The organism is Chelativorans salis (assembly GCF_025336525.1).
Taxonomy (GTDB): domain Bacteria; phylum Pseudomonadota; class Alphaproteobacteria; order Rhizobiales; family Rhizobiaceae; genus Chelativorans; species Chelativorans salis.
This window is the reverse complement of sequence record NZ_JAOCZP010000001.1, coordinates 288261-310714: the sequence shown is the minus strand read 5'-3', so window position 1 is coordinate 310714 and position 22454 is coordinate 288261. Positions and strand designations below refer to the sequence as shown.

The following is a 22454-nucleotide window of genomic DNA, read 5'->3' as shown; positions in this document are numbered from 1 at the left end:
GTCCGTGCAGCATGTCGTATTGCTCTATGACGATCCGCTGGTGGCTGACCGAGATAAGGCCCCGCTTCCGGAATTTGTCGAGCGTCATCGTCACCCACTGTCGCGTCACACCATCGCGTTGCTGGCCTTGTCCTTCTCGGATTCGACGCATATCCTTTCGTCCATGTCTCATGCCCATGACCATGACAACGACCTCGACCCCATGGCCGCGCGAGTGCGCGCCCTGGAGACGATCCTGACCCAGAAGGGGCTGGTCGAACCCGCTGCGATCGACGCCATAGTCGACACATACGAAACCAAGGTCGGCCCGCGGAACGGCGCGAAGGTCGTTGCAAGGGCATGGTGCGATCCGGAGTATTCCGACTGGTTGAAGCAAGACGCCACCGCGGCGATCGCCTCGCTGGGTTTTGCCGGCCGGCAGGGCGAGCACATGCAGGCCGTTTTCAATACCCCGGATACGCACAATCTCGTCGTCTGCACGCTCTGCTCCTGCTATCCCTGGTCGGTATTGGGCCTACCGCCAGTCTGGTACAAGGCGCCGGCCTATCGCAGCCGAGCCGTCATGGATCCGCGCGGCGTGCTTGAGGAACTCGGCGTGCATTTGCCGGCTGAGACGAATATCCGGGTCTGGGATTCGACCGCGGAACTGCGCTATCTCGTCGTGCCGCTGCGGCCGAAAGGCACGGAAGGCCTGAGCGAGGAGGAGTTGGCGGCACTGGTCACGCGCGATTCCATGATTGGCACCGGCTTGGCGCTGGAGTCACACCAGCCATGAACGGGCCCCAGGATCTCGGCGGACAGATGGGCTTCGGAGCGGTCGCGCCCGAAAAGGACGAACCCGTTTTCCACGCCGAGTGGGAGAAGCGGGCGCTCGGCGTGACACTTGCCGCCGGTGCAATGGGCGCCTGGACCATCGATGAAAGCCGCCATGCGCGGGAATGCCTGCACCCGGCGGACTATTACGCCTCCAGCTACTACGAGATCTGGATCAAGGCGCTGGAGGTCCTGCTTCAGCGCCACGGCTTCGTCACCGCGGATGAGTTGGCAGAGGGGCGGGCACAGGTCGAAGGCACCAGGCCAAAACGGACGCTGAAAGCAGCTGACGTTGCAGCGGCTCTGGCGAAAGGCGGGCCGTGCGACAGGCCTGTTCCGGCCCCGGCGCGCTTCAAGGCCGGTGATCGTGTGCGAACGAGGAATTTCCACACCCAGGACCATACGCGGCTGCCGCGCTACGCGCGCGGCAAGCTCGGCATTATCGAAGCTGTACGGGGTGGGTTCGTCTTCCCGGATACAAACGCCCACGGGAAAGGGGAAAACCCGCAATGGGTCTACACCGTGGTCTTCGACGGGCGTGAGATATGGGGTGAGACGGGTGATCCGGCACTGACCGTCTCTGTCGACGCGTGGGAGAGCTATCTTGAACCCGCGTGATCTGCTTCCACAGGCCGACGACGATCGCGTATTCTCCGAACCATGGCAGGCACAAGCTTTTGCGATGACGCTCGCACTCCACCAGAAAGGTGTGTTTTCCTGGAGCGAGTGGGCTGAAAGCCTGTCAAAGGAATTGGAGAATAGCGGAGCTGAAGACGGCAGCGATTACTACACCTGCTGGCTCGCCGCCCTCGAAAAACTCCTCGCGGCCAAAAGTATCACTGCGCTAAGCGATGTCGATGCCTTGGCCGCGGCCTGGCAGCGCGCGGCCCACGCGACGCCGCATGGCACGCCGATCTTGCTCGAGAACGATCCCCAGCACGTCGACCGGCATAATACTTTCTGAGGAATTTCGAGAACGAGGCAACTGCCGCGAGGCGCATTCTGCCATTGTGCTGTTGTCAAGTCGCCGATTTCGGTCGACATTCCGCCAATGTGGTTTCTGAAACTGGCGCTGGCGCTTGCCGGGCTGTACGCGGCGATCATCGCGGCCGCGTATATGCTTCAGACGTGGCTGATTTTCCCCACCGGCCTGGCGGCGTTTGGACCCGAACTGCCTGCCGACGCGCGCCATGTCGAGCTGGCGACGGAGGACGGCGAGCGCATCGTTCTGGTGCGCCTGCCGGCAACGCAGACGATAGGCGAGCCACGTCCGCTCCTGCTCGGCTTCGGCGGCAATGCGTGGAACGCCAACGCGCTCGCCCGCATGCTATATCAGATATTCCCCGAACATGAGGTCGCCGCGCTGCACTACCGCGGTTATGGGCCGAGCAGCGGCCGCCCATCGGCAGCCGCCCTGTTCGACGATGCCCGGCGCGCCTTCGATCGCCTTGCCGATGAGGCCCAAGATGGCATCGTTGCGATTGGCCTCAGCCTTGGCGCCTCGGTTGCCGTCGACCTTGCGGCAACGCGCCGCCTGCAGGGCATCGTTATGGTGACGCCCTTCGACTCGCTGGTGGAACTGGCTGCCTCCCATTATCCCTGGCTGCCGGTGCGCCTTTTGTTGCGCCACCGAATGGATGCGGCCGACACCCTGCGTGGCTTGGATGTGCCCGTCGCGATCATCACGGCCGATGACGATATCATCGTTCCCGCCGCGCGTGTGGCGCCCTTGCGCGAGGCAGCCCGCGATCTGCGCAGCGACATAGCCATCCAGGGCGCCGGCCACAACGACATCTATGGCCATCCCGAGTTTGCCGATGCAATGCGCGCTTCCGTCAGGTCTCTGACAAGGTGATCTATAGGATCCAGCGGCCTCAGCCAGGTGTGCCGGTCGGCGGCTTCACCTTCATGCTCTCAATCCTCAGCAAGGATCCGCCGCATCTCCACGATGGCAGCGTCGCGTTGAGGGTCGCGGCCCGCTGAATATGGCAGGCTGAACGACACCGGGACATCCGGTCCTATGCCGCGCCCTTCGAGGCGCGTGTCCTCGCCGATCACAGCATCGGAGACCGCTAGAACAAGCAGGCTATCGTCGGGCAGGAGATAGCCGCGGCCGGCCAGCAATGCACCCGCCGTCCGCGCTCCCACGAGCGGTATGCCGTTCGTCTTTAGTGAATACGCGAAGACTTCGAGGCCGCTTCTCGATCCCTCGTCGATGATGGCGACGACTGGCCGGTTCCAGCGCACATTGGCGAGAATTTCCTCGCCGCTACGCGGGATAAGCCGGAACGGTGCCGTGCCGCCGACAAAAAGCTCAGCTGCATCGGAACGGCCGCCGCCCCAGCGGCCGCGCAGGTCGACAATCACCCCATCCGCATCCTCGAGCCGGCCGGCCGCAAGCTCCCGGGCGACGATGTCCATTGCATCGCGGCTGGCGAGCGTCCATAGCCGGACATAGCCGATCCGCTGGCCGTCATGCTCAGTGACGGTCGCGCTCTCCTCGATTGCCTCCGAAAAGCTCCGCAGCGGCCGCAGCCGCTCCACCGTGACTTCGACTGTGAACGGCTCTGCGCTTTCATTCCGGCGCAAGCGCACTTCGACGGTTTCGCCGGCCTTGTCCCGAAAAGACTCGATCTCCTGGTAGGGCGCACCGTCTACCGAGACGATCTCGTCGCCGGCCAGTATTCCGGCGCGATCCGCCGGCGAACCGTCATAGACGTCGCTGACGAAAAGCGTCCCGTCGAGCTCCTGCGCAACCATGCCTATGCCGTGATAGCTCGCCTCGCCTTCGGGCGGGAACAACCGCCTCATGTGGTCCCGAACCGCGAAGCGAAAGATGTCGATGAGCTCGAAATAATCGATCCCATCCGGCTTGTAGCGCCCCGTGTGCGATACGTTGAGGCTGGCAAGCACGGCATCGATCGCTGCGTCGACCCGCGCCTCGGAACTGCCGGCCCTCAGCGGTGCTTCATGGTCCTCTATCTCGTCTCGTACCGCCGCGGCGAAGCGGTCGAGTGCCGTCGCGTCGTAGAAGCGCTCCATAACAAGCTCGACGATACGGTCGAACACCGGCTGCCCAGACTGGGGCGGGTCGTCGGCGAGCGCCGCCACCGGCGTGAGAAGAAGCAGGAGCGCTGTAAAGAGGCCGAGCGTCTTCGCTTTCATGGATTGTATCCGTTTTCCTTGCCGTCATTATCTGCCGAACTGCGGCCTGAGCGAGACGATCGATCGCGTTGTCAGAAAATTCCCGATGCAGCCGCTGTGCGGCACACGCGGCCACTTCCACCGTGTCCTCGCTGCGGCGCCATATGGCCATGACGGGCCGTCCGAGAGGCTACGGGAGGCCGGCTTCTCGCGGCATCGGCTGTTCTGTCCTCTCGCCGCATTGGCTAGGTTTTTCAACATCATGCCGGCCGACCCTATTTTTGCTTTCTTCGTCGCGTTAGATTGTCATGTGGCGGGGCAACAGAATTGCTGCCATGAGAACGTCGATCTTCATAGTGCTGGCAATAGCCGCTTTCACAGCGGCAGCACTCGTAGCCATACTTCCGCATGCTTCGGCACGTTTTGCCGAAGAGCGGATTGCCAGCTTTATCCAAGCCTCGACCGGTGAAAAGGTCCATATTCGCGGCAACACGACGGTCGCTGTTCTGCCTTTTCCCACCGTCACCATGGAGGACGTGGAGGTAAGGGGAAACAGTCGCCCTGACGAGCCGCCGCGCTTCAGGATCACATCTCTTAGCGCATCGCTTCGGGTTCTCCCGCTGCTCAGCGGGCGGATCGAGCCTCGCAGCCTGACATTGGGTAACGCGCGGATCCGCGTGAACTGGAACGCGAGCAGCGAAGGGCCGCGAAAGCTGTTGTCCAGATTGGCAGGCTATGCGCGGCATCCCTTGTTCGCCAATGCCGGGGATAATGGCATTGGCGAAGTCATCCTGCAGAACGGTGTCGTCCGGTTGGAAGATGAGGCTACCGGGCGAGCAGAGGAGATCACCGGCGTCAACATGAAGTTTACGCGGGGAGCCGCCGAGCCGCTCGTCAGGCTTGCCGGCTCGTTGGAGTGGCGCCATCGACGGGTAGACGTCAATGCGGGGCTCGATGATCCGCAAAGCATCCTCACGACGGGAAGCCAAGGCTATCTGACGATCGCCGCAAGGCCGGCGACACTGTCGGCGGGCGCGCTTGATTTCGTGGATATTTGGCCGGGCCCGCGCAGGCAGACGCGAGCGATCTCGCTGCTTGAGCCGGACCAGGCTTTCGGTCCGCTCGAAATGACCGGCATGTTCAAGGCGGCCGAAGGCGATACGGTGGCGCTCGAGGATGCGACTTTCGAGCTGCCCGGAACGTCGGCATCTGGCAGTCTCGTCTTCGGATGGGGAGGCGAGCGACCGCGGCTCGCCGGATCGCTCGAATTCGAGGAACTGGATTTCGGCTCCTACCTGAACGCACTCCTTCCGGAGAAACTGGCGCAATTGCTGAGGCTCCCCGCCGTGCCCCACCAACTGCGCAGCATCGACATCGACCTTACCGCCGGGGCTCCGGCGAGCAACTTCGGACGGTTCAGCGTCTCGTATCCTACCGTAAAATTTCGCAACCGCGCTGGGCGGATGAGCGTGACGTTGGAGGAGACGGAACTGGCTGGCGGACTGGTGCAGGGCACACTGCTTATCACACCGGTGGAAGGGGGGGCATCCGTACGTCTGGCAAGCCGTGTCGATAGCATATCGGTGAGCGATATCGGTCGGGCGCTTTGGCCGGAAACCATCAGCCTGCCCATCGGCCAGGACGATCCGCCCGATGGCATCGTCACGGCGGCGACCGAGCTTACCGGTCGGGGGAAGACGCTCGGCGCCGTTATCGCCTCGCTTGACGGCTGGGGCGTCGCCGTCGTCCGCGACGGTAGCCTCGATGGTGCCGACATCGTCTCGACGCTGCAGCGGCTGGCCTCCGGCACAGTGAACCTTGGCACCGGCAAGCCCTTCATACCCGCTGCCGGACGGACATCGTTTTCGACCCTCATTGCCTCGGCCGACGTGCGGGACGGCGTCGTCCATGTGCCGCGGGTCCGCTTCGAGGGCGATCGTTTCGAGATCAGCCTGTCGGGCCGCGGAAAGCTGGTCGACGGCGAGGTTGAGGCAAAGGGGGTCGCCGCCCTCCATGCCGCCGATGCGCCGGAGCCTCTGCAAATACCGCTTGTCGAACTTCCCTTCGGTGTGGGCGGCACGATGCGCGAGCCGATGATCGCTCCAGGTATCCCGCGCATCGGCGCCCGTTCCGCATCGATCTCGGCGGACGATATCATTCCGACGGAAAATGCAGGTGCCAATTGATGCGGCTGGCGAAGGAAACCGGTAACGTAATGGATCGACAGGGGGGTACGGCAACCGCGGATTTGCCTCAAGCTGCGCCAGGGCTGCTTCACCGGCTCTTGACAGGTGGTCAGCAATCCGCGGACCGGGATGGCTGGCGGAGCGCATCGGCGGCCGCGGTGGCCATTTTCCTGGCGTCGCTCGTCTATTACGGCCTGTGCATGTTTCCCGGCTTGGGCGGGGAGTTGAACGCCGGCGATTCGACGAAAATCCAGATCCTCGGCCACACGCCGATCATGCTGCACGGGCCGGGATATCCGTCCGTGCTGCTGCTTGGGGCAGGGGTACGCGCGCTCGGGCTGCCGCTGCCGCCGTGGTGGACGATGACATTCGCGCTTGCCGTCGTCCCGGCAGCATTTGCCAATGCCGTCGCCGTCCTGATCGTCTATCGTTTGACGCGTCATATCCGCACCGCCATCGCCGCCGCGCTCCTGCTCGGCACATCCAGCCTGATGGCCATCCAGGCGACGGAAGCGGAAGTCTACCCGCTCGCGCTCGCCTTCATCCTGACGACTGTTTTTCTGCTCCTTCTTTTCGTGGAAAGCCGGAGGGTGGGCTTCTTCATCGCCGCATGCGCCGTCTACGCGGCCTCTTTCGGCAACCATCTGATGATGATCATGTTGTTGCCACTCTTCATTGGGGTGACGGCCCTGCATTTCCGCCTGATCATGCGTCCCCGGACGATAGCCGCGGTTGCGTTCTTCATCCTGCTCGGGGCCAGCCAGTACCTCTATCTCGCCTACACCGCCTACAGTCCGCACACGGCCTATTCGGAATATATGCCGCTGCCGCCGCCGCCCATGGAGCTGGTCGAGTATATCCGCGGGACCTATTTCGCAGATCTCTACGGGTCCGGGCTGGATTCGACGCGGACGCTGGAAGTCCTGGTCGACACGCTCCGCTCCGCCCATCCGTGGGTCTCGGCGCCGCTTATCGTCATCGGCATCGCCCTTTTCGTCGTCGGCTACAAGCGTCGCGATGCGGGCTGGCGGGGCCTGGCGCTCGTTTACGGAGCGGCGCTTTGCTTCACGCCTTTCATGCTGTGGTACGGCGCCTATGACATCCGGGCCTTCCATCTCCCGGTTCTGGGGCCGCTTCTGGTCGCGGTCGTGGCGACGTCGGCATGGTGGCTTGCGCGCCGTCCCATTTTTCGCGACGCGGTGGCTACGTTGCTGTTGGTCATCGGGATCGTCAGGGGGGAGCACGTCGCCAACCTGCTTCAGGATCGCGAACCCCTTTTCGACGGTCTGAAGCCGTCGATCAGGCAGATGGTCGCCGATGCGCCAGTCGAACATCCCTTGTTCGTCATGCCCTACGGGCTGCGCATGGCGGCGCTCTATTACGAGCTGTCGGGCGAGCTCCCACGATCTCCCGCCTATCGGGTGTGGTGGCGCGCAGTGCCGGAAATCAAACACCGGGCCGAGGTCGGCGGGGTCGTCGTGCCGACCGACGGCTTCCAATTCGTGCAGTGGATCGAGCACGAAAGACCCGAACTGCGGTGCACGACCCGCGAGGTGCCCCTGCAGGAAAGGCGATGGCCGGCCTACGCCTTCGTTTGCCATAGCGGCTCGGCTCCGCCGCCGGGAGGTGCAACGTTCAAGGTGTCGGCGCCGACTGTGGGGCAATAGCGTAGTTCTCCCTCCGCTGCGGAGGGCTATGGGCGGCTGGCTTTGCCTGTTCGCCAGCGATTTTGCCTTCGCCCCTTCGACAAGCCCGCCCATCGACAAGCTCAGAGTGAGACGGACGTACGCCATCGCTGCCACGCCCGGCTGCACCGTCTGGCCTTTGATTGGTTGGGAAGCGGGGCGCGTTGTCCGTGCCACTCTATTCATTTTAAGGCGCGGGCAACGCGCCCCGCCGGCCGCTGTCCCGACATTCGACCGGTCTAAGGGCTCTTTCTGGCTCCGGACGGACACACGCAGTGAAGCGCCTTTGCCGAACCCCGCGGCTTTTCCGCATCCGGTATCGCCCATCTGCGATGGGCCTGCCGGACTCCGGCCTGTTCGCGGGCCCTCACATGCCTCCAGGTACCGTTCCTGAAGGGGGAGGCTGCCGCCGCTCTCCCGAACACCCGGTGCGCATCCGGTTCCCGCGAGAGCGATGGGGCTATGATAGGAGCGGCTTGGGCAGGGGGGCGAATTTTCCCGCGAGAAAAGTTTGAATGTTTCGCCGATTCAAAGAGTTAGCGAAGGTTGTCTGGATGAATCTACCCTCTGTTGACCCCGTACGAGCTCCAAGGATCTGCCGAACCTCGTGAGAAGACGTTGTCATAAGTCATTAAGAAAAAAGAGAAAAATTTTTATAACGATAAATTTATTACGGAAATTAATTGTATGTGAGGTGAAAATCCACTATATGGACGCTGATCAACTTAACCGGGCGGGGGGCCTCCGATTCGTGGTTGCGCGGCGGACTTGCGTCCGCAGCCGGCGGGGCTCTCGGCTCACGTCGGGAGTCACGGATGCGCAATCGGTCAGCGATCCTTCTTTGCAGTGCGTTTTTTGCACTTTCCTCCGTTGCCTCTGCCGGTCCCCCGACCGAAATACCCGTCATGGAAATGCAGGATGCTTCATTGCAGCCGGACGTGAAGACGGGTGATCAAGCTGCCGTATCGCCGCTTATGGTGCATATTGCCGGAAGCGAGGTCGTAAGCCAGGTGACCGGCCGCGACGCAGTGAACGATACCGCGCGCCGGTGGGACGTCCATGGCACCGACCTTGGGCATATGTTCCTGCACAACGACGCGCTTTACATGGTCTTTGGCGATACGTTCGGCCAGAGGAGCGTATTCGGCCTGAAGAATTGGCGCAGCAACACGATTGCCCGCATCGCCGACCCCGATCCGCGCAACGGCCTGCCGATAGAGACCATGATCACCGGCGCGAACGGCGCCGCGAAGGAACTGCTCCATTCGCGCAAGATCGGCGGCATCGAGAAGACCGTGATCCCGACCAATGGCATTTCCATCGGCAGCCGCATGTATCTTCACTACATGTCGGTCAAGCGGTGGGGTGAGCCGGGGCGGTGGGACGTCCGCCATTCCGGTATAGCCTTTTCCGACGACGACGGGCACACCTGGGAGGTCCCGCCTGAGGCCGTCCAGAACCAGGCGATCGGGTTTGAGCAGGTCGCCTTCGTCCGTGACGAGGACACGCTTTACACGTTCGGGATTCCGGAGGGGCGGTTCGGCGGCGTCAGGCTGCGCCGTGTCGCGGCCGAGCAGATACTGGCGCGGGACGCTTACGAATACTGGACCGGCACCGAGTGGGTCGCCGATCCCGCCGCCGCCAGCCTGATCGTGCCGGCGCCGGTCGGCGAACTATCCGTCGCCTGGAGCAAGGCGCATCAAAGCTGGGTCATGATGTATTTCGACCCGGAGCGCAAAGCCATCGTCCTGCGGCTTGCGCGCGACATGACCGGCCCCTGGGGCGAGGCGCAGGTCGTTGTCGGTGCGCAGGATTATCCGGGTCTCTATGCGCCCTACATCGTCCCTGGCAGCGACATCGACACCGAACTCTACTACACGATGTCGCAGTGGACGCCGTACAACGTCTTCCTTATGCGCACGACGCTGGAGTGGCCGGCACCGGCAATCGCGGCCGTTCCCGAGGCACCGTCCGAAGACGGGTAGCAGCGCTTCTGTTATACCCCTCGCTGCCGATTTCAAACACCTGGCTTTCAGCTAACGCTACAGTTGCGGATTTTGCGCCCCTTCGCGCCTCCCTCTGGCCTGCCGGCCATCTCCCCCAAAGGGGGGTAGACCAGCCTTCGCTTATGCCTCGCCGTTCTAGAACGTCGGCGGTTTGGCGAAAGCGGCCCGTGTCGGCCGATCCCCCCTCGTGGGGAGATGGTCGGCAGGCCAGAGGGGGCGCGAAGAGGCAAAGACATTTCCCGCGACTGTATGCTAACGCATTGAAATCGCACGTGCCTGGCGTATACGCTCATGTTGCACCCGTTAATTCCATATGATGGAACCCTCTCCACCACCTGCCGTTGTTGTTCCGCTGGCCGCTCGTTCGAGCGGCCGGCCACTGAACCATAGTCAATTGTAGCGCCCGGCGCCGGCCAAGGTGATCGGGGGGGCGAGGCAAGACGGTTGCGGAGGCGCTCGTGGAAGCTGTCCCATCATCGGCGGGAGGGGTGCGGGGGACTGTGCCGGGCATTGATCGCGGGTACGCCTCGCGCACGCTTTGGATCCTTGCGCTCTTGTGGATCGCCGTTCTCTTGACGGCATTTCACTACGTCGCGACGTTGCCCTGGTGGCTCGCCAGCCCGTGGCGCATGGCCGATTTCAACGCCGCGGCGCCGTTTCAGTATCGGACGCTGTTGCCCATCCTCGTGGCGGGGATCAGTCAGGGCGTTCCATGGCTCGATGCCGATCTCGTCTTTGCCGCCATCGAGGTCGGCGTGTGGATGCTGCTGATCGTCGTCGCGCTGCGCGGTTTGGACTTTTTCTGTCCAGATGTCTCGCCACCGGTGCGCCGGCTCCTGGCGATAACCGTCGTCATTCCAGTTGCGATGCATCTGATCGTGCCGGACCTGAGGTTCTCGTCAACGTTTCAGCAGGAAGGCGGGCTTCTGGAACTGGGCGAGTGGAGAACAGTCAGGCTCTTCCGCTATGTGTACGACCTGCCCGCCGCCGTCTTCACGCTCGCGCTGGTGATTCTGCTCGCACGCTTCGAGCGGCGCCCCGATATGCACCGTTTCGCCGCCTATCTCGGGCTGTTCGCCGTCGCCACGCTGAACCGCGAGACGACGGTATGCATGATCCCGGCGTTCCTTGCCGTCTGCTACGACCGTATCAGCCGTGAGCTGCTCTTGAAGACGCTGGCGGCTCAAGTTCTCGTCTTTGCCGCTGTCTACGGTTCGGCGGTATGGCTCATCCCGAACATTGAAAACCCTCACGCCAATGTTGCGGGATCGGAATACGAAAACCACCTCGTGCACAATCTCGCGCTGTTTGCCAGCCCACTCTACCTGGTGACCTATTTCGCGCGATTCGGTGCCGGCCTCTATCTGCCGGTGCTGCTGTTGCGCCGCTACCTGTCTCCCGTTCTGGGGCGGACGTTGATCTGGTTCGGTCTGCCGTTTTTGGCTTTGGCCGTATATTTCGGCCGCTTGCCCGAGCAGCGCGTGGTTGTCGAGATCATGCCAATCATTTGGCTGGCGGCGGTGCAGGCGATTACCGCCTGGAATGCCAGCCATCGCGGTTCCGCCGTTAGTCAGCTTTCCGGACCACGGGCGGTCGCCACCAGCGCTCCCAGAGGGGAGGCGCAAGGCGTTGCGGAAAGAGCCGGCACGACGGCTTTCGTGCTCATGCTGATGTTTCTTGCCTTCGTGGGAGGCGCGATGGTGATGCAGGCGCGGGTCTTTCCGCACCAGTTCTTCAGCGATGCCTACCGGGCCTGGGACGCGTTACGGCTCCAGCAACGGATCCTCAGCAATCCCATCCTGACCAACCTCTATGAGCGTGCCCGCACGGACGAGCGCGGCGTCACCATCCACAATCCCGCCCGCGCTTTTCCCGGTTACACGCTGTTCACGTCGGGCGACGATCAGGTTGCCCGCCTGGTCGCCATGGATGGGCGGGTCGTGCACGAGTGGCGGCTGCCATATGAGAGGGTGTGGGAAGTGGGGGCGGCGGTCGCCGAGCCGCAGCCCGGCTCCGTCATCTACATGGATCGCGCCAAGGTCTTCCCGAACGGGGATCTGCTGGCGATCTACATTTCGTCCGCCGATACGCCGTGGGGCTACGGGATGGTCAAGATGGACCGCAATTCCCGCGTTATCTGGAGTTATCTCGATCATGTGCATCACGAGATGTCGATTGCGCCGGACGGCCGCATCTACACGCTCGTCCATCAGTTCAACCAGGAACCGCAGCGCGGGGCGAGGCAGTTCGATCGTCCCTACCTGGAGGATTTCCTTGTCGAACTCTCGCCGGAGGGAGAGGAGCTGAGGAGGATATCGCTGACGGAAGCGCTGGTGAATTCGCGATACGGCGGGCTCCTCCGATTCCTGCCCTATTCCACCCTCGGCGATCCGCTGCATCCGAACAATGTCAAGTATATCGACGCGGAGGCGGCGCGGAATTTCCCGTTCGGTGAAGAAGGCGACCTTCTTGTCTCAATCAGGGAGCAGTCGCTGCTCGCCGTCGTTTCCATGGAGACCGGCGAGATAAAGTGGGCGATGACAGGAGCATGGCTGCGGCAGCACGACCCGAGCATACTGCCGAACGGCAACATACTGATGTTCGACAATCTGGGCGGCCTGGATGGCGGCAACAGTTCGCGGGTCATCGAGATCGATCCGCGCACCTCCAACATCGAATGGAGCTTCGGCGGCACGTCCGACCATCCCCTCTATAGTTTCTTGCGCTCGAACGCGGAGCGGCTGCCGAATGGAAACACGCTGATCACCGAATCCGACGGCGGGCGGCTCCTGGAGGTGACGCGGGAAGGGGACGTGGTGTGGAGCTATGTCAATCCGATCCGACGCGGGGACCGGCAGCACCTTATCCCCATCATCAACGGTGCCCAAAGGATCGGGGTGGACTATTTCGAGCCGGGATTCCGCCATAAGCTCGCGCAGCCGGCCGCGCCGCGACGGCGATAAGCTGCGCCTTCCTGCCGGTCCTCAAAGCTTGATGCGTTTGAAGATGCTGCGCGGCAGGAAGCGTATCACCAGCATGATCCACCCCCAGAACCACGGCACGTAGACGACGTCGGTGCCCTTGCCGATCGCCGCATGAATGCGTTTCGCGGCCGTTTCGGGCTTGGCCCACAGCAATCCCTTCCGGAACCCGGCGGTCATCGGAGTGTCGATAAAACCCGGTCTGACGGTGGTCACGCCGACGCCGGATTTGTGGAGCCGCTGGCGCAGGCCTTCGAGGAAGGTATCGACGGCGGCCTTTGCCGCACCGTAGACATAGTTGCTCTGCCGGCCGCGGTCGCCCGCAACGGACGTGATGACGGCGATCCTGCCGCTGCGCCTCTCTTCCATCCGCTCGGCGAGGCGGGTAAGGAGGGCGATGGTGCTTACCGCGTTCGTCTGCAATTCCTGGGCAGTCAGGCCCGGCGAGCGCTCGCAGTCGATCTGGACCGGCAGGGTGCCGTGGGCGATGAGCGCGAGATCGATGCCGCCCAGCGCCCCCTCCGCCTCCTCGAGAACGGCCCTGTGCTCGTCGAGCGCGTTGACGTCGAGGCTCCGATAACCCGCAACGCTGGCGCCCCGCACGGCGATGTCGTCGGCGGTGGCCTTCAGGTGCTCCTCGTTGCGGGCGATGAGGAACACGCGGTCGCCGTCCTTTGCGAAGAGGCGGGCGATGGCCGCAGCGATCGCTGAAGTGGCACCGATGATCAGGACCTTGCGCATCGCGTCATTCACCGGGTTGCGGAACGGCGACGCGGCGCCAGAAATCCGAGCAGATGGCCGGATCGCGGTAGTCTTCGAGTCGCTGCCAGGATGGAAAGCCGCGGCGGAAGGTTTGCGCATTCATCCGTGCATCCTTAGCGGGATAGACCGCGCCGCCGGCTTCCACGGTGATCTCGTCCAGCGTGTCGAGCAGCTTCAGCGTCTGCTCGCCGCGATCGGGAAAATCGAGTGCGAGCGTCAGGCCGGGTCGGGGGAAGGACAGCCAGCCGGCCGGTTTGTGATCGCCGAAGACCTTCAGCACCGAAAGGAACGATCCCTCGCCGGCACGCGCGACGCGCGCGATCAGCGCGCCGATTGCCTCGGCGGCGCTGTAGGGAACGACACACTGATACTGAAAAAAACCCCTGCGGCCGAACAGGCGGTTCCAGTTCGGCACGGCGTCGAGCGGATAGAAGCTCCGCTCGTAGTGGACATATTGCCTGGACCGGCGCGGCCAGTGGTGGTGGGCCGCGTTGAAGAGCCGGACCGCCGCCTTCGGCAGCAGCGAGACGGGTGGAGTGAAGGGCAATCCCGGCTTTGGCCGGGGGGCTGCGACGGGGCGCTGGTCTGCTGCGAAATTGCTGCGGAAGAAGAGCCCGCGCGCGCCGTCGCTTCCGGGGTTGAGGGCATCGATCCATGCCACCGTGTATTCGTGCGAGTTGTGCGAGGAGCGGCTTAACTCGAGGAACTCGTCCACGCCAGAAAAGCGCAGGGTTTCGACCTCCATTGCCGGTCCCGGCACCCGTTGCAGGGCGATCTCGGCCCACAGGATGATGCCGGTCAGCCCGCAGCCGCCGATCGTGGCGGTGAACCAGTCGGCGCTTTCGTGGGGAGAGCAGACGATGCGTGTGCCGTCGGAGCGCAGAAGTTCGAGACGCCGCACATGATGGCCGAAGCTGCCGGCGCGATGGTGGTTCTTGCCGTGCACGTCATTGGCGATCGCGCCGCCGAGCGTGACGAACCGCGTGCCCGGCGTGACCGGCAGGAACCAACCCTTCGGGACAAAGTGGGCGAGGATATCCGACAGAAGGACGCCCGCCTCGCAGCGAAGGAGCCCGGTGTCGTTGTCGAACGAGATGAAGCGGTCGAGACCGCGCAGGTCTATAATGGCTCCCTCGCGGATAAGACAACTGTCGCCGTAGCTGCGCCCGTTGCCGAAGGGCAGGGCAGGGCGGTCGGCAGGGAAACCCTGATCGCGCCACCAGAGCCGGACGACACGCTTGCCCGCTTCCACCCGTGGCCGCCCCCAGGAGCTGTATGCTGCGTCGACGCTCGTCACAGCGCCAGCCCTATGACGGTGCCGCTCAGGACGGCGAAGGCGAGGCTGACACGGTCCCGCGCGGCGAAGACCAGCGGATCGTCATGCATCTCGGCGCGGCCGGTCTTGATCCACACCCGCGTCAGCCACAGAACGAGGACGGGCACGAAGACCCACAGGATGTGCGGGTGGGCGTAGGCGGCGGCGACCTGCGGCGTGTCCAAGTAGACCGCGAGGACGACGGCCGCGACGTAGCCCGATCCCACGCCCATGCTGCGCAATATCGGCAGGTCTGCGAACCGATAGCCGCGTCCCGCGCTCGCCTGCTTGCCGTTCTTATGCATCAACATGAGTTCAGCGTACCGCTTTGCGATCGCAAGGCTCAAGAACAGGAAGATGGAGAAGGTGAGGAGCCATACCGAGAGCGGCAGCTGGGCCGCGGCGGCACCGGCAAATATGCGTGTTGTGTAGAGCAGTGCCAGCGTTACGATATCGATGGCCTCCAGACGCTTGAGGCCGAAGGTGTATGCGAGCGTCGCGGCGTAGTAGAGGGCAAGGACCGCGGCGAACTGCCAGGGCAGGAAGAGGCACAGGGCCGCCGAGGCGGCCAAGAGAAGCGGGACCAATATCAGTCCGTGGGAAACCGGCAGCGCGCCCGAGGCAAAGGGGCGGTTCCGCTTGTTGGGATGGAGGCGGTCGTCCTCCAGGTCGATTATATCGTTGACGAGATAGACGCTGGAAGCGCAGAGGCCGAAGGCGAAGAAGCCGATCATCAGGTCTGTCAGCGCACCGACATCGGTGAACCGCAGCGCGGCGACCAACGGCGCAAACAGGAGAATGTTCTTGAGCCATTGGTGGAGGCGAAGGGCGCGCACATAAAGCCAGAGCGGCGGCTTTTGGCGCGGAAAAACATGAGTGACATTGGCATTTCGCTTCGCCCAGCCGACAAGGCGGGAGGGGGCGTCGACGACGGTTGCCTGGCGGGCCGCGCACCAGATCGGACGGTCGTCCATAGCGTTTCCGGCGTAGTCGAAGCCACTCGCCCCGAACCGGTGGCGCAAGACCGTGAGCTTGTTCGAACCCGTAAGGTTGTGGCGGCCGTTCGTGGCAAGCACGTCATCGAAGAGACCGAGCTGGTCGGCAATTCGCCGCGCCAGCGTTTCATGAGTGCCTGTCGCCAGAATCAGCCGGTGGCCGTGCGCCTTTTTCCGTCTCAGATGATCGAGGAGTTGCACGTTGAGCGGCAGCACCGACAGGTCGAGCTTGACGCGCCTGGTGACCTCTTCCTTCAGGACGGCCTTGCCGCGCATCAGCCAAAGGGGCAGCAGGAAAACCGTCAGCAGCGACTGTTTCACCAACGCGATGACGGACTCCAGCAACAGATTTGTGCGGACCAGCGTTCCATCGAGATCCACAACCAGCGGAACCGGCGGCGCCTTTGGTGGCGGCGGCTCGATCGGTCCGGCACTCGGGAGTATGTCGAGATCGGTCATGACGACTGCATCCCTTCGCTGAAGACGTTTCTATTCGCGCGGTTTGAGGCCGCGGGCGGCCTCGAGGCCCAGCCACGCACCCAATCCGAGCACCACGGCGAACCAGAGCGTTGCAAGGCGAACGACGATGGTGGCGGCGACTGCGACCGGCGCGGAGGCGCCGGCGTAGATCAACAGCGACGTCATCACCACTTCGGTCCCGCCCAGACCGCCCGGCAAAAAAGACAGCACGCCGGCGATCATCGCCGTGGCGTAGATTCCGACTGCCAGCGACAGGTCGATATCGAACCCCATGGAGCGAACCACGAGATACGTTCCCAGGCCCTCGCCCGCCCAGGCAGCAAGGCCTAGGAGCGTTCCGCAAAGAGCGATGCGTGGCGTCATCATCGCGCGGACATCGCGCAGGAAACCGGCCGCGGCGGAGGCGAACCTTGCTCCGCGTGCCGGCCATGCGGTCGCGGCGCCTTCGACCAGCGCCGTGACCCTTGGATACTGCATGGCGAGGAGGCCCATGGCGATTACCGCGCCGGTGAGCCCGAGTGCCCGCACGACCGGGTCCGAATGCGTGATGAGGAGCATCGCCAGCGCGCTGATGACGATCAGGTCGAGCAGGCGTTCTGCATAGAAGGCGGCAAGGCTTTTGCTCGGCGGGATGCCGAACGGGCGGAGGTAAAGGCTGCGCATGGTCTCGCCGGCTTTACCGGGTGTGGCCGTAAGCGCGAAGCCAGCAACATAGATGGCAAGGTGCCGACCGACGGAGACCGGGGCGTTGCGCCCACCCAAAAACATGGTCCAACGCCAGAAGCGGAAGGCATAATTCACGAGCGACAAGACAAGCACAAGGAACAGCGTCCAAAGATCAACAGCCGCGACAGCGCGTATGGTCTCGCTGATGTCCAAAGGAGCCAGAAGCAAGGTGCCCAAGACAGCACCGACGATCATGGCTGGAAGCAATATGCGTCCAGCCTTGTAGTATAAATTTTTGTATACGTTGGTATTAATTCCGTGATACTCGGACATATTGGTATTCATTTCATTGAAATGTGGTATTGCTATGGTTTTTATTGGCAAAAAATCTGACCGCCGAAGACAGACGCACTGTCGCCTGTTTGTCGAGCCGTTGGCGAAAGCCGGTATCTCGGTTTCAGCGCGCTAGGGTGCAGCGATATGGCTGTCAGATGTTCACGAAGACCAACTCAAACAAATTTTAGATGAACGTTGGCGGGATGAGTGCGTTGAAGATTTCATGAACTGGCTGTTAAATGAACCTCTCCCCACCCGAACCTGGCCGGTGTGGGCTCGTTACGTCACAACGTTCCTTATTGTTGCGGCGGCCACGGCTTTGGATTTATGGCTTTGGCCCCGGCTGAACGGCTATCCGTTTCTTATCTTTATACTCGCCGTCGTAGTAACGGCTCTGCTGTTCGATCGTGGGAGCGGATTCTTTGCACTCGTGTTGAGCATTGCCGCCCTGGCTTACCTGTTTCTCGCGCCCTACCAAGAACTGACGATTGCAGAAGAACGGGACTTTTTCGTGCTTATCCTGTTCTCGGCCGTGGGCCTCCTGATCGCCTCAAGCATTGAGATGATGCACGTTGCAGTTCATAGGCTTTACCTCGGAAATCAAAGGCTGACGATTTCGGAACGCGAGAAAGATATCCTCCTGCGGGACTGCAACCACAGAACCCGTAATCATCTCGCCATGCTCGCTTCCATGATCCGGCTTCAGGAACATGGAGTAGAGGAACCGGCCGCGCGATCCGCCCTGACTTCCATTGGAGAGCGCGTACAGGTGATGGTGAAGGTGCATGATCGGCTGATGCAGGCGAGCGGGGAGGCGGTCATCGACACCTACACGTTTGTTACGGATTTGTGTGATGATCTGAGAGCCTCCTTGATGGGCCTGAGGCCGATTAGTCTGACTGTCGAGGTGGAGAGGCATCACGTCCCCCAATCAACCGCAGTCTCGATAGGACTGTGCGTTAACGAGCTTCTGACAAACACACTGAAATATGCCTTCCCGCAGGATCAAGCCGGAGAAATCAGCGTGGTATTCGCCAGGGAAGGCGACGATTTTCGGCTGACGGTCACCGACAACGGAGTTGGTTTCGCCGAGGGTACGCAACTGAAGTCAAAGGGCTTGGGCCAACGACTGGTCCGGTCGTTGGCGGCCCAGTATGGTGGCTCTTTCGAGTTTGGCCCACGCCAGGATGGTTCCGGCACAACGGCCATTGTGCGCTTCCCCGTGGAAACCGGGCCAACATGAGCATTCGGTCCTACGCGCTCGACCTCCTGTAAGGGCGTGTCTTTCAAATCGTCAACAAGCACCTTCATCTCGGCGATCTCTTCCCGCTGGCCCGTTTCGCCGCAGTGACTCCATGGCGCAACTGTGCGATGGGGGAGTATGAGGACTATGCGCGGCATGCTGGGCGATCGGCTGAGGGGAGGCATTCTGGCTGCCCTGGTCGCCTATGTGATGTTGCTGCAGGGGCTTGTCTCCGCGTTCGCGCAAGGCGCCTTGGCGGCGCCGCAGCCTGGATCGACCTTCATCATCTGCTCTCTGACCGGCGCGGCTCCAGGCACTGAGGGCACTGTCGGGGGTGACCCGCTAGAGCGGGCGGCCCACCATTGCTGCGCGGCACTGTGCCATGCCGCCGCGTCTCATAGCCCCGCGCTTCCTACCGCTGATCTCGGTCCTGCCTTCGCACCGGAAGGGCCGACGCCGCTGCATTTTACGGCACCGGAGATTCCGCCCCGGCCAGATGCGCTGGGCCTGTCGTCCGAAGCCCGCGCACCGCCGCTCCTCTCCGTCTGACGCCTGATCCCTGAGGCCGCTGCGCGGAATGATGCGCCCGGCCTCATGTCTTTGCGCTTATGGAGAAATGAACATGCGAACCCTTCCAATCTTTCTGGCCGCCGCGTTGACCCTCGCCGGCACCGCCGCCTTCGCTCATGAGTATAAGCTCGGCACCATCGACATCATCCACCCCTGGGCCCGAGCAACGCCGCCTTCGGCTCCTTCCGGCGGTGGCTTCGTCACGCTGACCAATAACGGGGAGGAGGCCGACCGGCTGGTTGGCGCGGCCTCACCCGTGGCCGGGCGGGCCGAACTCCATAAAATGGAGGTGACCGACAGCATCATGAAAATGCGACCGATGCCCGACGGCATCGCAATCCCCGCGGGCGAGACCGTGGAGCTGAAGCCCGGCGCCTTCCACATCATGTTCCGCGATCTTATCGGCCCGATTGAGGAGGGCGAGCGGGTGCCGCTTACCCTGACCTTCGAGAAGGCCGGGTCGATCGAGGTGGAAATGGCCGTCGCCCCGGCCGGCGCTCCGGCGTCAGAGGACAGCCATGATCACGGGGGAGGGCATTGATGCGCGCGCGTGTCGTTGTGCTTGCGGCGGTGGCCGTCTTCGTTACCGCCGCTACCCTCACCGCGTTCACGCTTCTGGTGGGGAAGAGGACGACCACCGGCGTCCAGCAGGTCTCGGGGGTCGCCGATGTCGGCGGCCCCTTCACCCTGACTGACGAGACGGGAAAGACCGTTACGGAAGCCGATCTCCTCGGCAAGCCAAGCGCAATCTTCTTCGGCTTCACCTTCTGCCCCGACGTCTGCCCGACGACACTCTACGAGATGTCGGGCCTGATCGACAAGCTCGGCCAGGACGCCGACAGGGTGAACTGGGTGTTCGTCTCCGTCGACTGGCAGCGGGATGGCCCGGAGGAACTGAGGGAGTATCTCAATGCTTTCGACGAGAGGATCCGCGGCTTCTCCGGAACCGAGGAGCAGATCGAAACGGTCACCAAGGCTTATAAGGTCTTCTACGAGCGGGTCCCGACCGAGGACGGCGACGACTACACGATCAACCACACCGCTTCGGTGCTCCTGATGGACGAGGAGGGACGCTTCTTCGGCACGCTCGGCTATGGCGAGGATCCGGAGGTGATGCACGACAAGCTGAAGCGTCTGGTGGCTGGAACGTGACGCCCCCTGGGGGCGCCGCACCCGCTACGGCAGGTGCAGCGCCTCGCTCAGGGGGAGGCCTTCCGTAAGCCGCAAGTCCAGATCGGCCTCGATGTGGTCGATGTGCTGCAGCATGAGCGCGCTTGCGCGTTGCGCATCGCCGGCTTCCAGAGCCTCGACGATGCCTTGGTGCTCGTCATGGCCGCAGCTCGATGCGCCCGAGCGGCCGTAAAGAGCGATCACCAGTGAGGAGCGGGCGGTCAGTTCTTCCAGGAAGCGGTAGAGGATGTCGTTTCCCGCAACCGACGCCAGCAAGAGGTGGAACTCGCCCGAGGCCCTGATCTCCGCGCGCCGGGCGCTCGGCCCACGCTCCGCCATGAGGCCGGCCTCGCCGCGTAGATGCGTCCGGAAGGCGGCGATGTCCGCCGGCGCGACGCGGTCGCAAGCCGCGGCCGCCATGCCGGGCTCGACCAGCCTGCGGGCGGAGAAGATCTGCCGGGCCTCGTCGGGCGAGGGGGTGGCAACGAAGGCGCCCCGGTTGCGCTCGCTGCGCACCAGCCCTTCGAGGGCCAGCATCTGCAGGGCGGAGCGCACCACCGTGCGGCTGACGTCGAAAAGGCCGCCGACCTCGCTCTCCGACAATTTCGTGCCCGGCGCCAGCCGCCGCTCGATGATGGCGTTGCGGAAATGCTCGCGGATGATCTGTGCGCGATCCTCGGGGGCACGGTCATTGTGAGCAGGCTTATGGTCGGTGATGGTCATGGCCCCCGGAGCTCAAGTCATCCTGTTCTAGCCTGAATTGCCGCGGATGGAAGGGGCAATTTGAATGCGATAACACCCAAGATTGGATACAATCCCTGCCAAAATAGAAGACAATGTGCTCATATTTTGGGCATTGCTGTTTTGTGCGCCAAGTTTTTTCCCTACTACGATGTTCATGAAAACAGGCGATAGAGCAAGGGCTTAGCCGTATTCCACCCAACTGGCACACATAATGCATTGCCTTTCCCGAGCAAAGGGCCCGGGCAAAGGGAAAGCGTATGAGCAAGGCCGCAGCGATCGACATCGTCTCCGTGACCAAGACCTATGGTGCGACGACGGCGGTTCGCGCGGTCAGCCTCAAGATTCCGGCCGGCAGCTATTGCTGCCTGCTCGGCCCGTCAGGCTGCGGCAAGTCTTCCACGCTGCGCATGATCGCCGGCCACGAGAGCATCACGTCGGGTGACATCAGGCTCGGCAACACGGTGGTGACCGACCTGCCGCCGGCGCGCCGCGGCACGGCGATGATGTTCCAGTCTTATGCGCTCTTTCCCCATCTCGACGTGGCGGAGAACGTCGCCTTCAGCCTCAAGATGAAGGGCGTGCCCAAGGCGGAGCGTCATAAAAGGGCGCTGGAGATGCTGCGGCTGACGCATATGGAAGAGTATGCCGCGCGCCGGCCGGCGCAACTGTCGGGCGGCCAGCAGCAGCGGGTGGCGCTCGCCCGCGCGCTCATCACCGATCCCGAGGCGCTGCTTCTCGACGAGCCGCTTTCGGCGCTCGACCCGTTCCTGAAGATCAGGATGCGCGCCGAGCTCAAGAAGCTGCAATCCGAGCTCGGTATCACCTTCGTTCACGTCACCCACAGCCAGGAGGAGGCCATGGCGCTGGCCGATATGGTTGTTGTGATGAATGACGGGCGCATCGAGCAGGCGGCGGTGCCTCGTACTGTGTTCGAACGCCCCGCGACCGCCTTCGTGGCGCGTTTCATGGGCGATCATAACGTGCTCAGCGGCACGGTGACCGAGGCCACTGAAAAATCCGCGACCATCGGCATGGAAGGCGGCGGCGCCTTCGTGGCGAGCGGCGGTGGGCGCGCGGCCGGAGAAGCCGCCGACATCGCCATCCGCACCGACCGGGTAAGGATCGGCGAGGCGGACGATCCCGCGCTCGGTTTCACCGGTACGGTTTCCAACATCGAATATCGCGGTTCTTCCGTGAAACTGTCGTTCGCCGGTCCGGGCATCGACGATTTCACCGCGATCGTCGGCGACACGGCGTTCTTCGCCCGGCCCATCAGGGTCGGCGACACCGTGCCGCTGGCATGGTCCGCCGAAGACGCCATCGTCCTCGGCCGCCTCGACGCCTGAAGAAACAACCAT

Annotated in this window: 19 protein-coding genes; 13 read left to right on the top strand and 6 right to left on the bottom strand. The window is 63.1% G+C overall.

What is annotated here, in order from left to right; genetic code table 11:
• Positions 1–163 precede the first annotated feature (163 nt).
• The 4 genes from nthA (at position 164) to N5A92_RS01495 (ending at position 2668) form a co-directional block, all read left to right on the top strand.
• Positions 164–775: a nitrile hydratase subunit alpha gene (gene nthA, locus N5A92_RS01510; RefSeq protein ID WP_260900967.1), complete on the top strand. Its 612-nt coding sequence runs from the start codon at positions 164–166 to the stop codon at positions 773–775.
• The gene (nthB, locus tag N5A92_RS01505; RefSeq protein ID WP_260900052.1) at positions 772–1431 is read left to right on the top strand and encodes a nitrile hydratase subunit beta; all 660 of its coding nucleotides are present in this window, start codon (positions 772–774) and stop codon (positions 1429–1431) included. Before nthA ends, nthB begins: the two co-directional genes overlap by 4 nt.
• A complete protein-coding gene (locus N5A92_RS01500) occupies positions 1418–1777 on the top strand; it encodes a nitrile hydratase accessory protein (RefSeq protein WP_260900051.1) in 360 nt (119 codons plus the stop codon). Before nthB ends, N5A92_RS01500 begins: the two co-directional genes overlap by 14 nt.
• Positions 1778–1864: 87 nt before the next feature.
• Positions 1865–2668 (top strand): alpha/beta hydrolase, encoded by an 804-nt coding sequence (locus tag N5A92_RS01495; protein ID WP_260900050.1) that lies wholly within the window; start codon positions 1865–1867, stop codon positions 2666–2668.
• A gap of 59 nt (positions 2669–2727) precedes the next feature.
• Here N5A92_RS01495 and N5A92_RS01490 read toward each other — a convergent pair whose 3' ends face one another.
• Positions 2728–3978 (bottom strand): S41 family peptidase, encoded by a 1251-nt coding sequence (locus tag N5A92_RS01490; protein ID WP_260900049.1) that lies wholly within the window; start codon positions 3976–3978, stop codon positions 2728–2730.
• Positions 3979–4292: 314 nt separating this feature from the next.
• Here N5A92_RS01490 and N5A92_RS01485 point away from each other — a divergent pair, with 314 nt between their 5' ends.
• The 4 genes from N5A92_RS01485 to N5A92_RS01470 all read left to right on the top strand — a co-directional run bounded on the left by N5A92_RS01485 (position 4293) and on the right by N5A92_RS01470 (position 12797).
• Positions 4293–6143, top strand: a complete 1851-nt coding sequence (locus N5A92_RS01485; RefSeq protein ID WP_260900048.1) for an AsmA family protein — start codon at positions 4293–4295, stop codon at positions 6141–6143.
• A gap of 158 nt (positions 6144–6301) precedes the next feature.
• On the top strand, positions 6302–7810 hold the full coding sequence (locus tag N5A92_RS01480) for a DUF2723 domain-containing protein (RefSeq protein WP_260900047.1): 1509 nt from the start codon (positions 6302–6304) through the stop codon (positions 7808–7810).
• Between the two features lie 833 nt (positions 7811–8643).
• Positions 8644–9813, top strand: a complete 1170-nt coding sequence (locus tag N5A92_RS01475; protein WP_260900046.1) for a DUF4185 domain-containing protein — start codon at positions 8644–8646, stop codon at positions 9811–9813.
• Positions 9814–10292: 479 nt separating this feature from the next.
• Positions 10293–12797 carry an arylsulfotransferase family protein gene (locus N5A92_RS01470; protein WP_260900045.1) on the top strand — a complete coding sequence of 835 codons (2505 nt, stop codon included), beginning with the start codon at positions 10293–10295 and terminating at the stop codon, positions 12795–12797.
• A gap of 21 nt (positions 12798–12818) precedes the next feature.
• Here N5A92_RS01470 and N5A92_RS01465 read toward each other — a convergent pair whose 3' ends face one another.
• The 4 genes from N5A92_RS01465 to N5A92_RS01450 are packed head-to-tail and all read right to left on the bottom strand — an operon-like array spanning position 12819 to position 17300.
• Complete coding sequence (locus N5A92_RS01465) at positions 12819–13556, bottom strand: SDR family oxidoreductase (protein ID WP_260900044.1); 738 nt, start codon at positions 13554–13556, stop codon at positions 12819–12821.
• A 4-nt stretch (positions 13557–13560) separates the two neighbouring features.
• Positions 13561–14874 carry an FAD-binding oxidoreductase gene (locus N5A92_RS01460; protein ID WP_260900043.1) on the bottom strand — a complete coding sequence of 438 codons (1314 nt, stop codon included), beginning with the start codon at positions 14872–14874 and terminating at the stop codon, positions 13561–13563.
• A complete protein-coding gene (locus tag N5A92_RS01455; RefSeq protein ID WP_260900042.1) occupies positions 14871–16346 on the bottom strand; it encodes a UbiA family prenyltransferase in 1476 nt (491 codons plus the stop codon). The genes N5A92_RS01460 and N5A92_RS01455 overlap by 4 nt, the downstream gene beginning before the upstream one ends.
• A gap of 30 nt (positions 16347–16376) precedes the next feature.
• Entirely contained in the window at positions 16377–17300 is a 924-nt protein-coding gene (locus tag N5A92_RS01450; RefSeq protein WP_260900041.1) for a lysylphosphatidylglycerol synthase transmembrane domain-containing protein, read from the bottom strand.
• 292 nt (positions 17301–17592) lie between these two features.
• Here N5A92_RS01450 and N5A92_RS01445 point away from each other — a divergent pair, with 292 nt between their 5' ends.
• The 4 genes from N5A92_RS01445 to N5A92_RS01430 all read left to right on the top strand — a co-directional run bounded on the left by N5A92_RS01445 (position 17593) and on the right by N5A92_RS01430 (position 20334).
• Positions 17593–18612, top strand: coding sequence for a sensor histidine kinase (locus N5A92_RS01445; protein WP_260900040.1), 1020 nt, complete (start codon positions 17593–17595; stop codon positions 18610–18612).
• 138 nt (positions 18613–18750) lie between these two features.
• Complete coding sequence (locus N5A92_RS01440) at positions 18751–19161, top strand: hypothetical protein (RefSeq protein ID WP_260900039.1); 411 nt, start codon at positions 18751–18753, stop codon at positions 19159–19161.
• A 73-nt stretch (positions 19162–19234) separates the two neighbouring features.
• Complete coding sequence (locus tag N5A92_RS01435; RefSeq protein WP_260900038.1) at positions 19235–19723, top strand: copper chaperone PCu(A)C; 489 nt, start codon at positions 19235–19237, stop codon at positions 19721–19723.
• On the top strand, positions 19723–20334 hold the full coding sequence (locus N5A92_RS01430; protein ID WP_260900037.1) for an SCO family protein: 612 nt from the start codon (positions 19723–19725) through the stop codon (positions 20332–20334). Before N5A92_RS01435 ends, N5A92_RS01430 begins: the two co-directional genes overlap by 1 nt.
• 24 nt (positions 20335–20358) lie before the next feature.
• On the opposite strand, the gene N5A92_RS01425 is transcribed toward N5A92_RS01430, so the two are convergent.
• The gene (locus tag N5A92_RS01425) at positions 20359–21075 is read right to left on the bottom strand and encodes a GntR family transcriptional regulator (protein ID WP_260900036.1); all 717 of its coding nucleotides are present in this window, start codon (positions 21073–21075) and stop codon (positions 20359–20361) included.
• A gap of 278 nt (positions 21076–21353) precedes the next feature.
• Here N5A92_RS01425 and N5A92_RS01420 point away from each other — a divergent pair, with 278 nt between their 5' ends.
• Positions 21354–22442 carry an ABC transporter ATP-binding protein gene (locus N5A92_RS01420; protein ID WP_260900035.1) on the top strand — a complete coding sequence of 363 codons (1089 nt, stop codon included), beginning with the start codon at positions 21354–21356 and terminating at the stop codon, positions 22440–22442.
• Positions 22443–22454 lie beyond the last annotated feature (12 nt).

Bases quoted from the DNA above. Each gene is read 5' to 3' on its own strand.
- N5A92_RS01445 (WP_260900040.1), top strand. From the start codon at position 17,593: ATGAACTGGCTGTTAAATGAACCTCTCCCCACCCGAACCTGGCCGGTG.
- N5A92_RS01465 (WP_260900044.1), bottom strand. From the start codon at position 13,556: ATGCGCAAGGTCCTGATCATCGGTGCCACTTCAGCGATCGCTGCGGCC.
- nthB (WP_260900052.1), top strand. From the start codon at position 772: ATGAACGGGCCCCAGGATCTCGGCGGACAGATGGGCTTCGGAGCGGTC.
- N5A92_RS01455 (WP_260900042.1), bottom strand. From the start codon at position 16,346: ATGACCGATCTCGACATACTCCCGAGTGCCGGACCGATCGAGCCGCCG.
- N5A92_RS01425 (WP_260900036.1), bottom strand. From the start codon at position 21,075: ATGACCATCACCGACCATAAGCCTGCTCACAATGACCGTGCCCCCGAG.
- N5A92_RS01430 (WP_260900037.1), top strand. From the start codon at position 19,723: ATGCGCGCGCGTGTCGTTGTGCTTGCGGCGGTGGCCGTCTTCGTTACC.
- N5A92_RS01440 (WP_260900039.1), top strand. From the start codon at position 18,751: ATGAGGACTATGCGCGGCATGCTGGGCGATCGGCTGAGGGGAGGCATT.
- N5A92_RS01495 (WP_260900050.1), top strand. From the start codon at position 1,865: ATGTGGTTTCTGAAACTGGCGCTGGCGCTTGCCGGGCTGTACGCGGCG.
- N5A92_RS01420 (WP_260900035.1), top strand. From the start codon at position 21,354: ATGAGCAAGGCCGCAGCGATCGACATCGTCTCCGTGACCAAGACCTAT.
- N5A92_RS01475 (WP_260900046.1), top strand. From the start codon at position 8,644: ATGCGCAATCGGTCAGCGATCCTTCTTTGCAGTGCGTTTTTTGCACTT.
- N5A92_RS01490 (WP_260900049.1), bottom strand. From the start codon at position 3,978: ATGAAAGCGAAGACGCTCGGCCTCTTTACAGCGCTCCTGCTTCTTCTC.
- nthA (WP_260900967.1), top strand. From the start codon at position 164: ATGTCTCATGCCCATGACCATGACAACGACCTCGACCCCATGGCCGCG.
- N5A92_RS01435 (WP_260900038.1), top strand. From the start codon at position 19,235: ATGCGAACCCTTCCAATCTTTCTGGCCGCCGCGTTGACCCTCGCCGGC.
- N5A92_RS01485 (WP_260900048.1), top strand. From the start codon at position 4,293: ATGAGAACGTCGATCTTCATAGTGCTGGCAATAGCCGCTTTCACAGCG.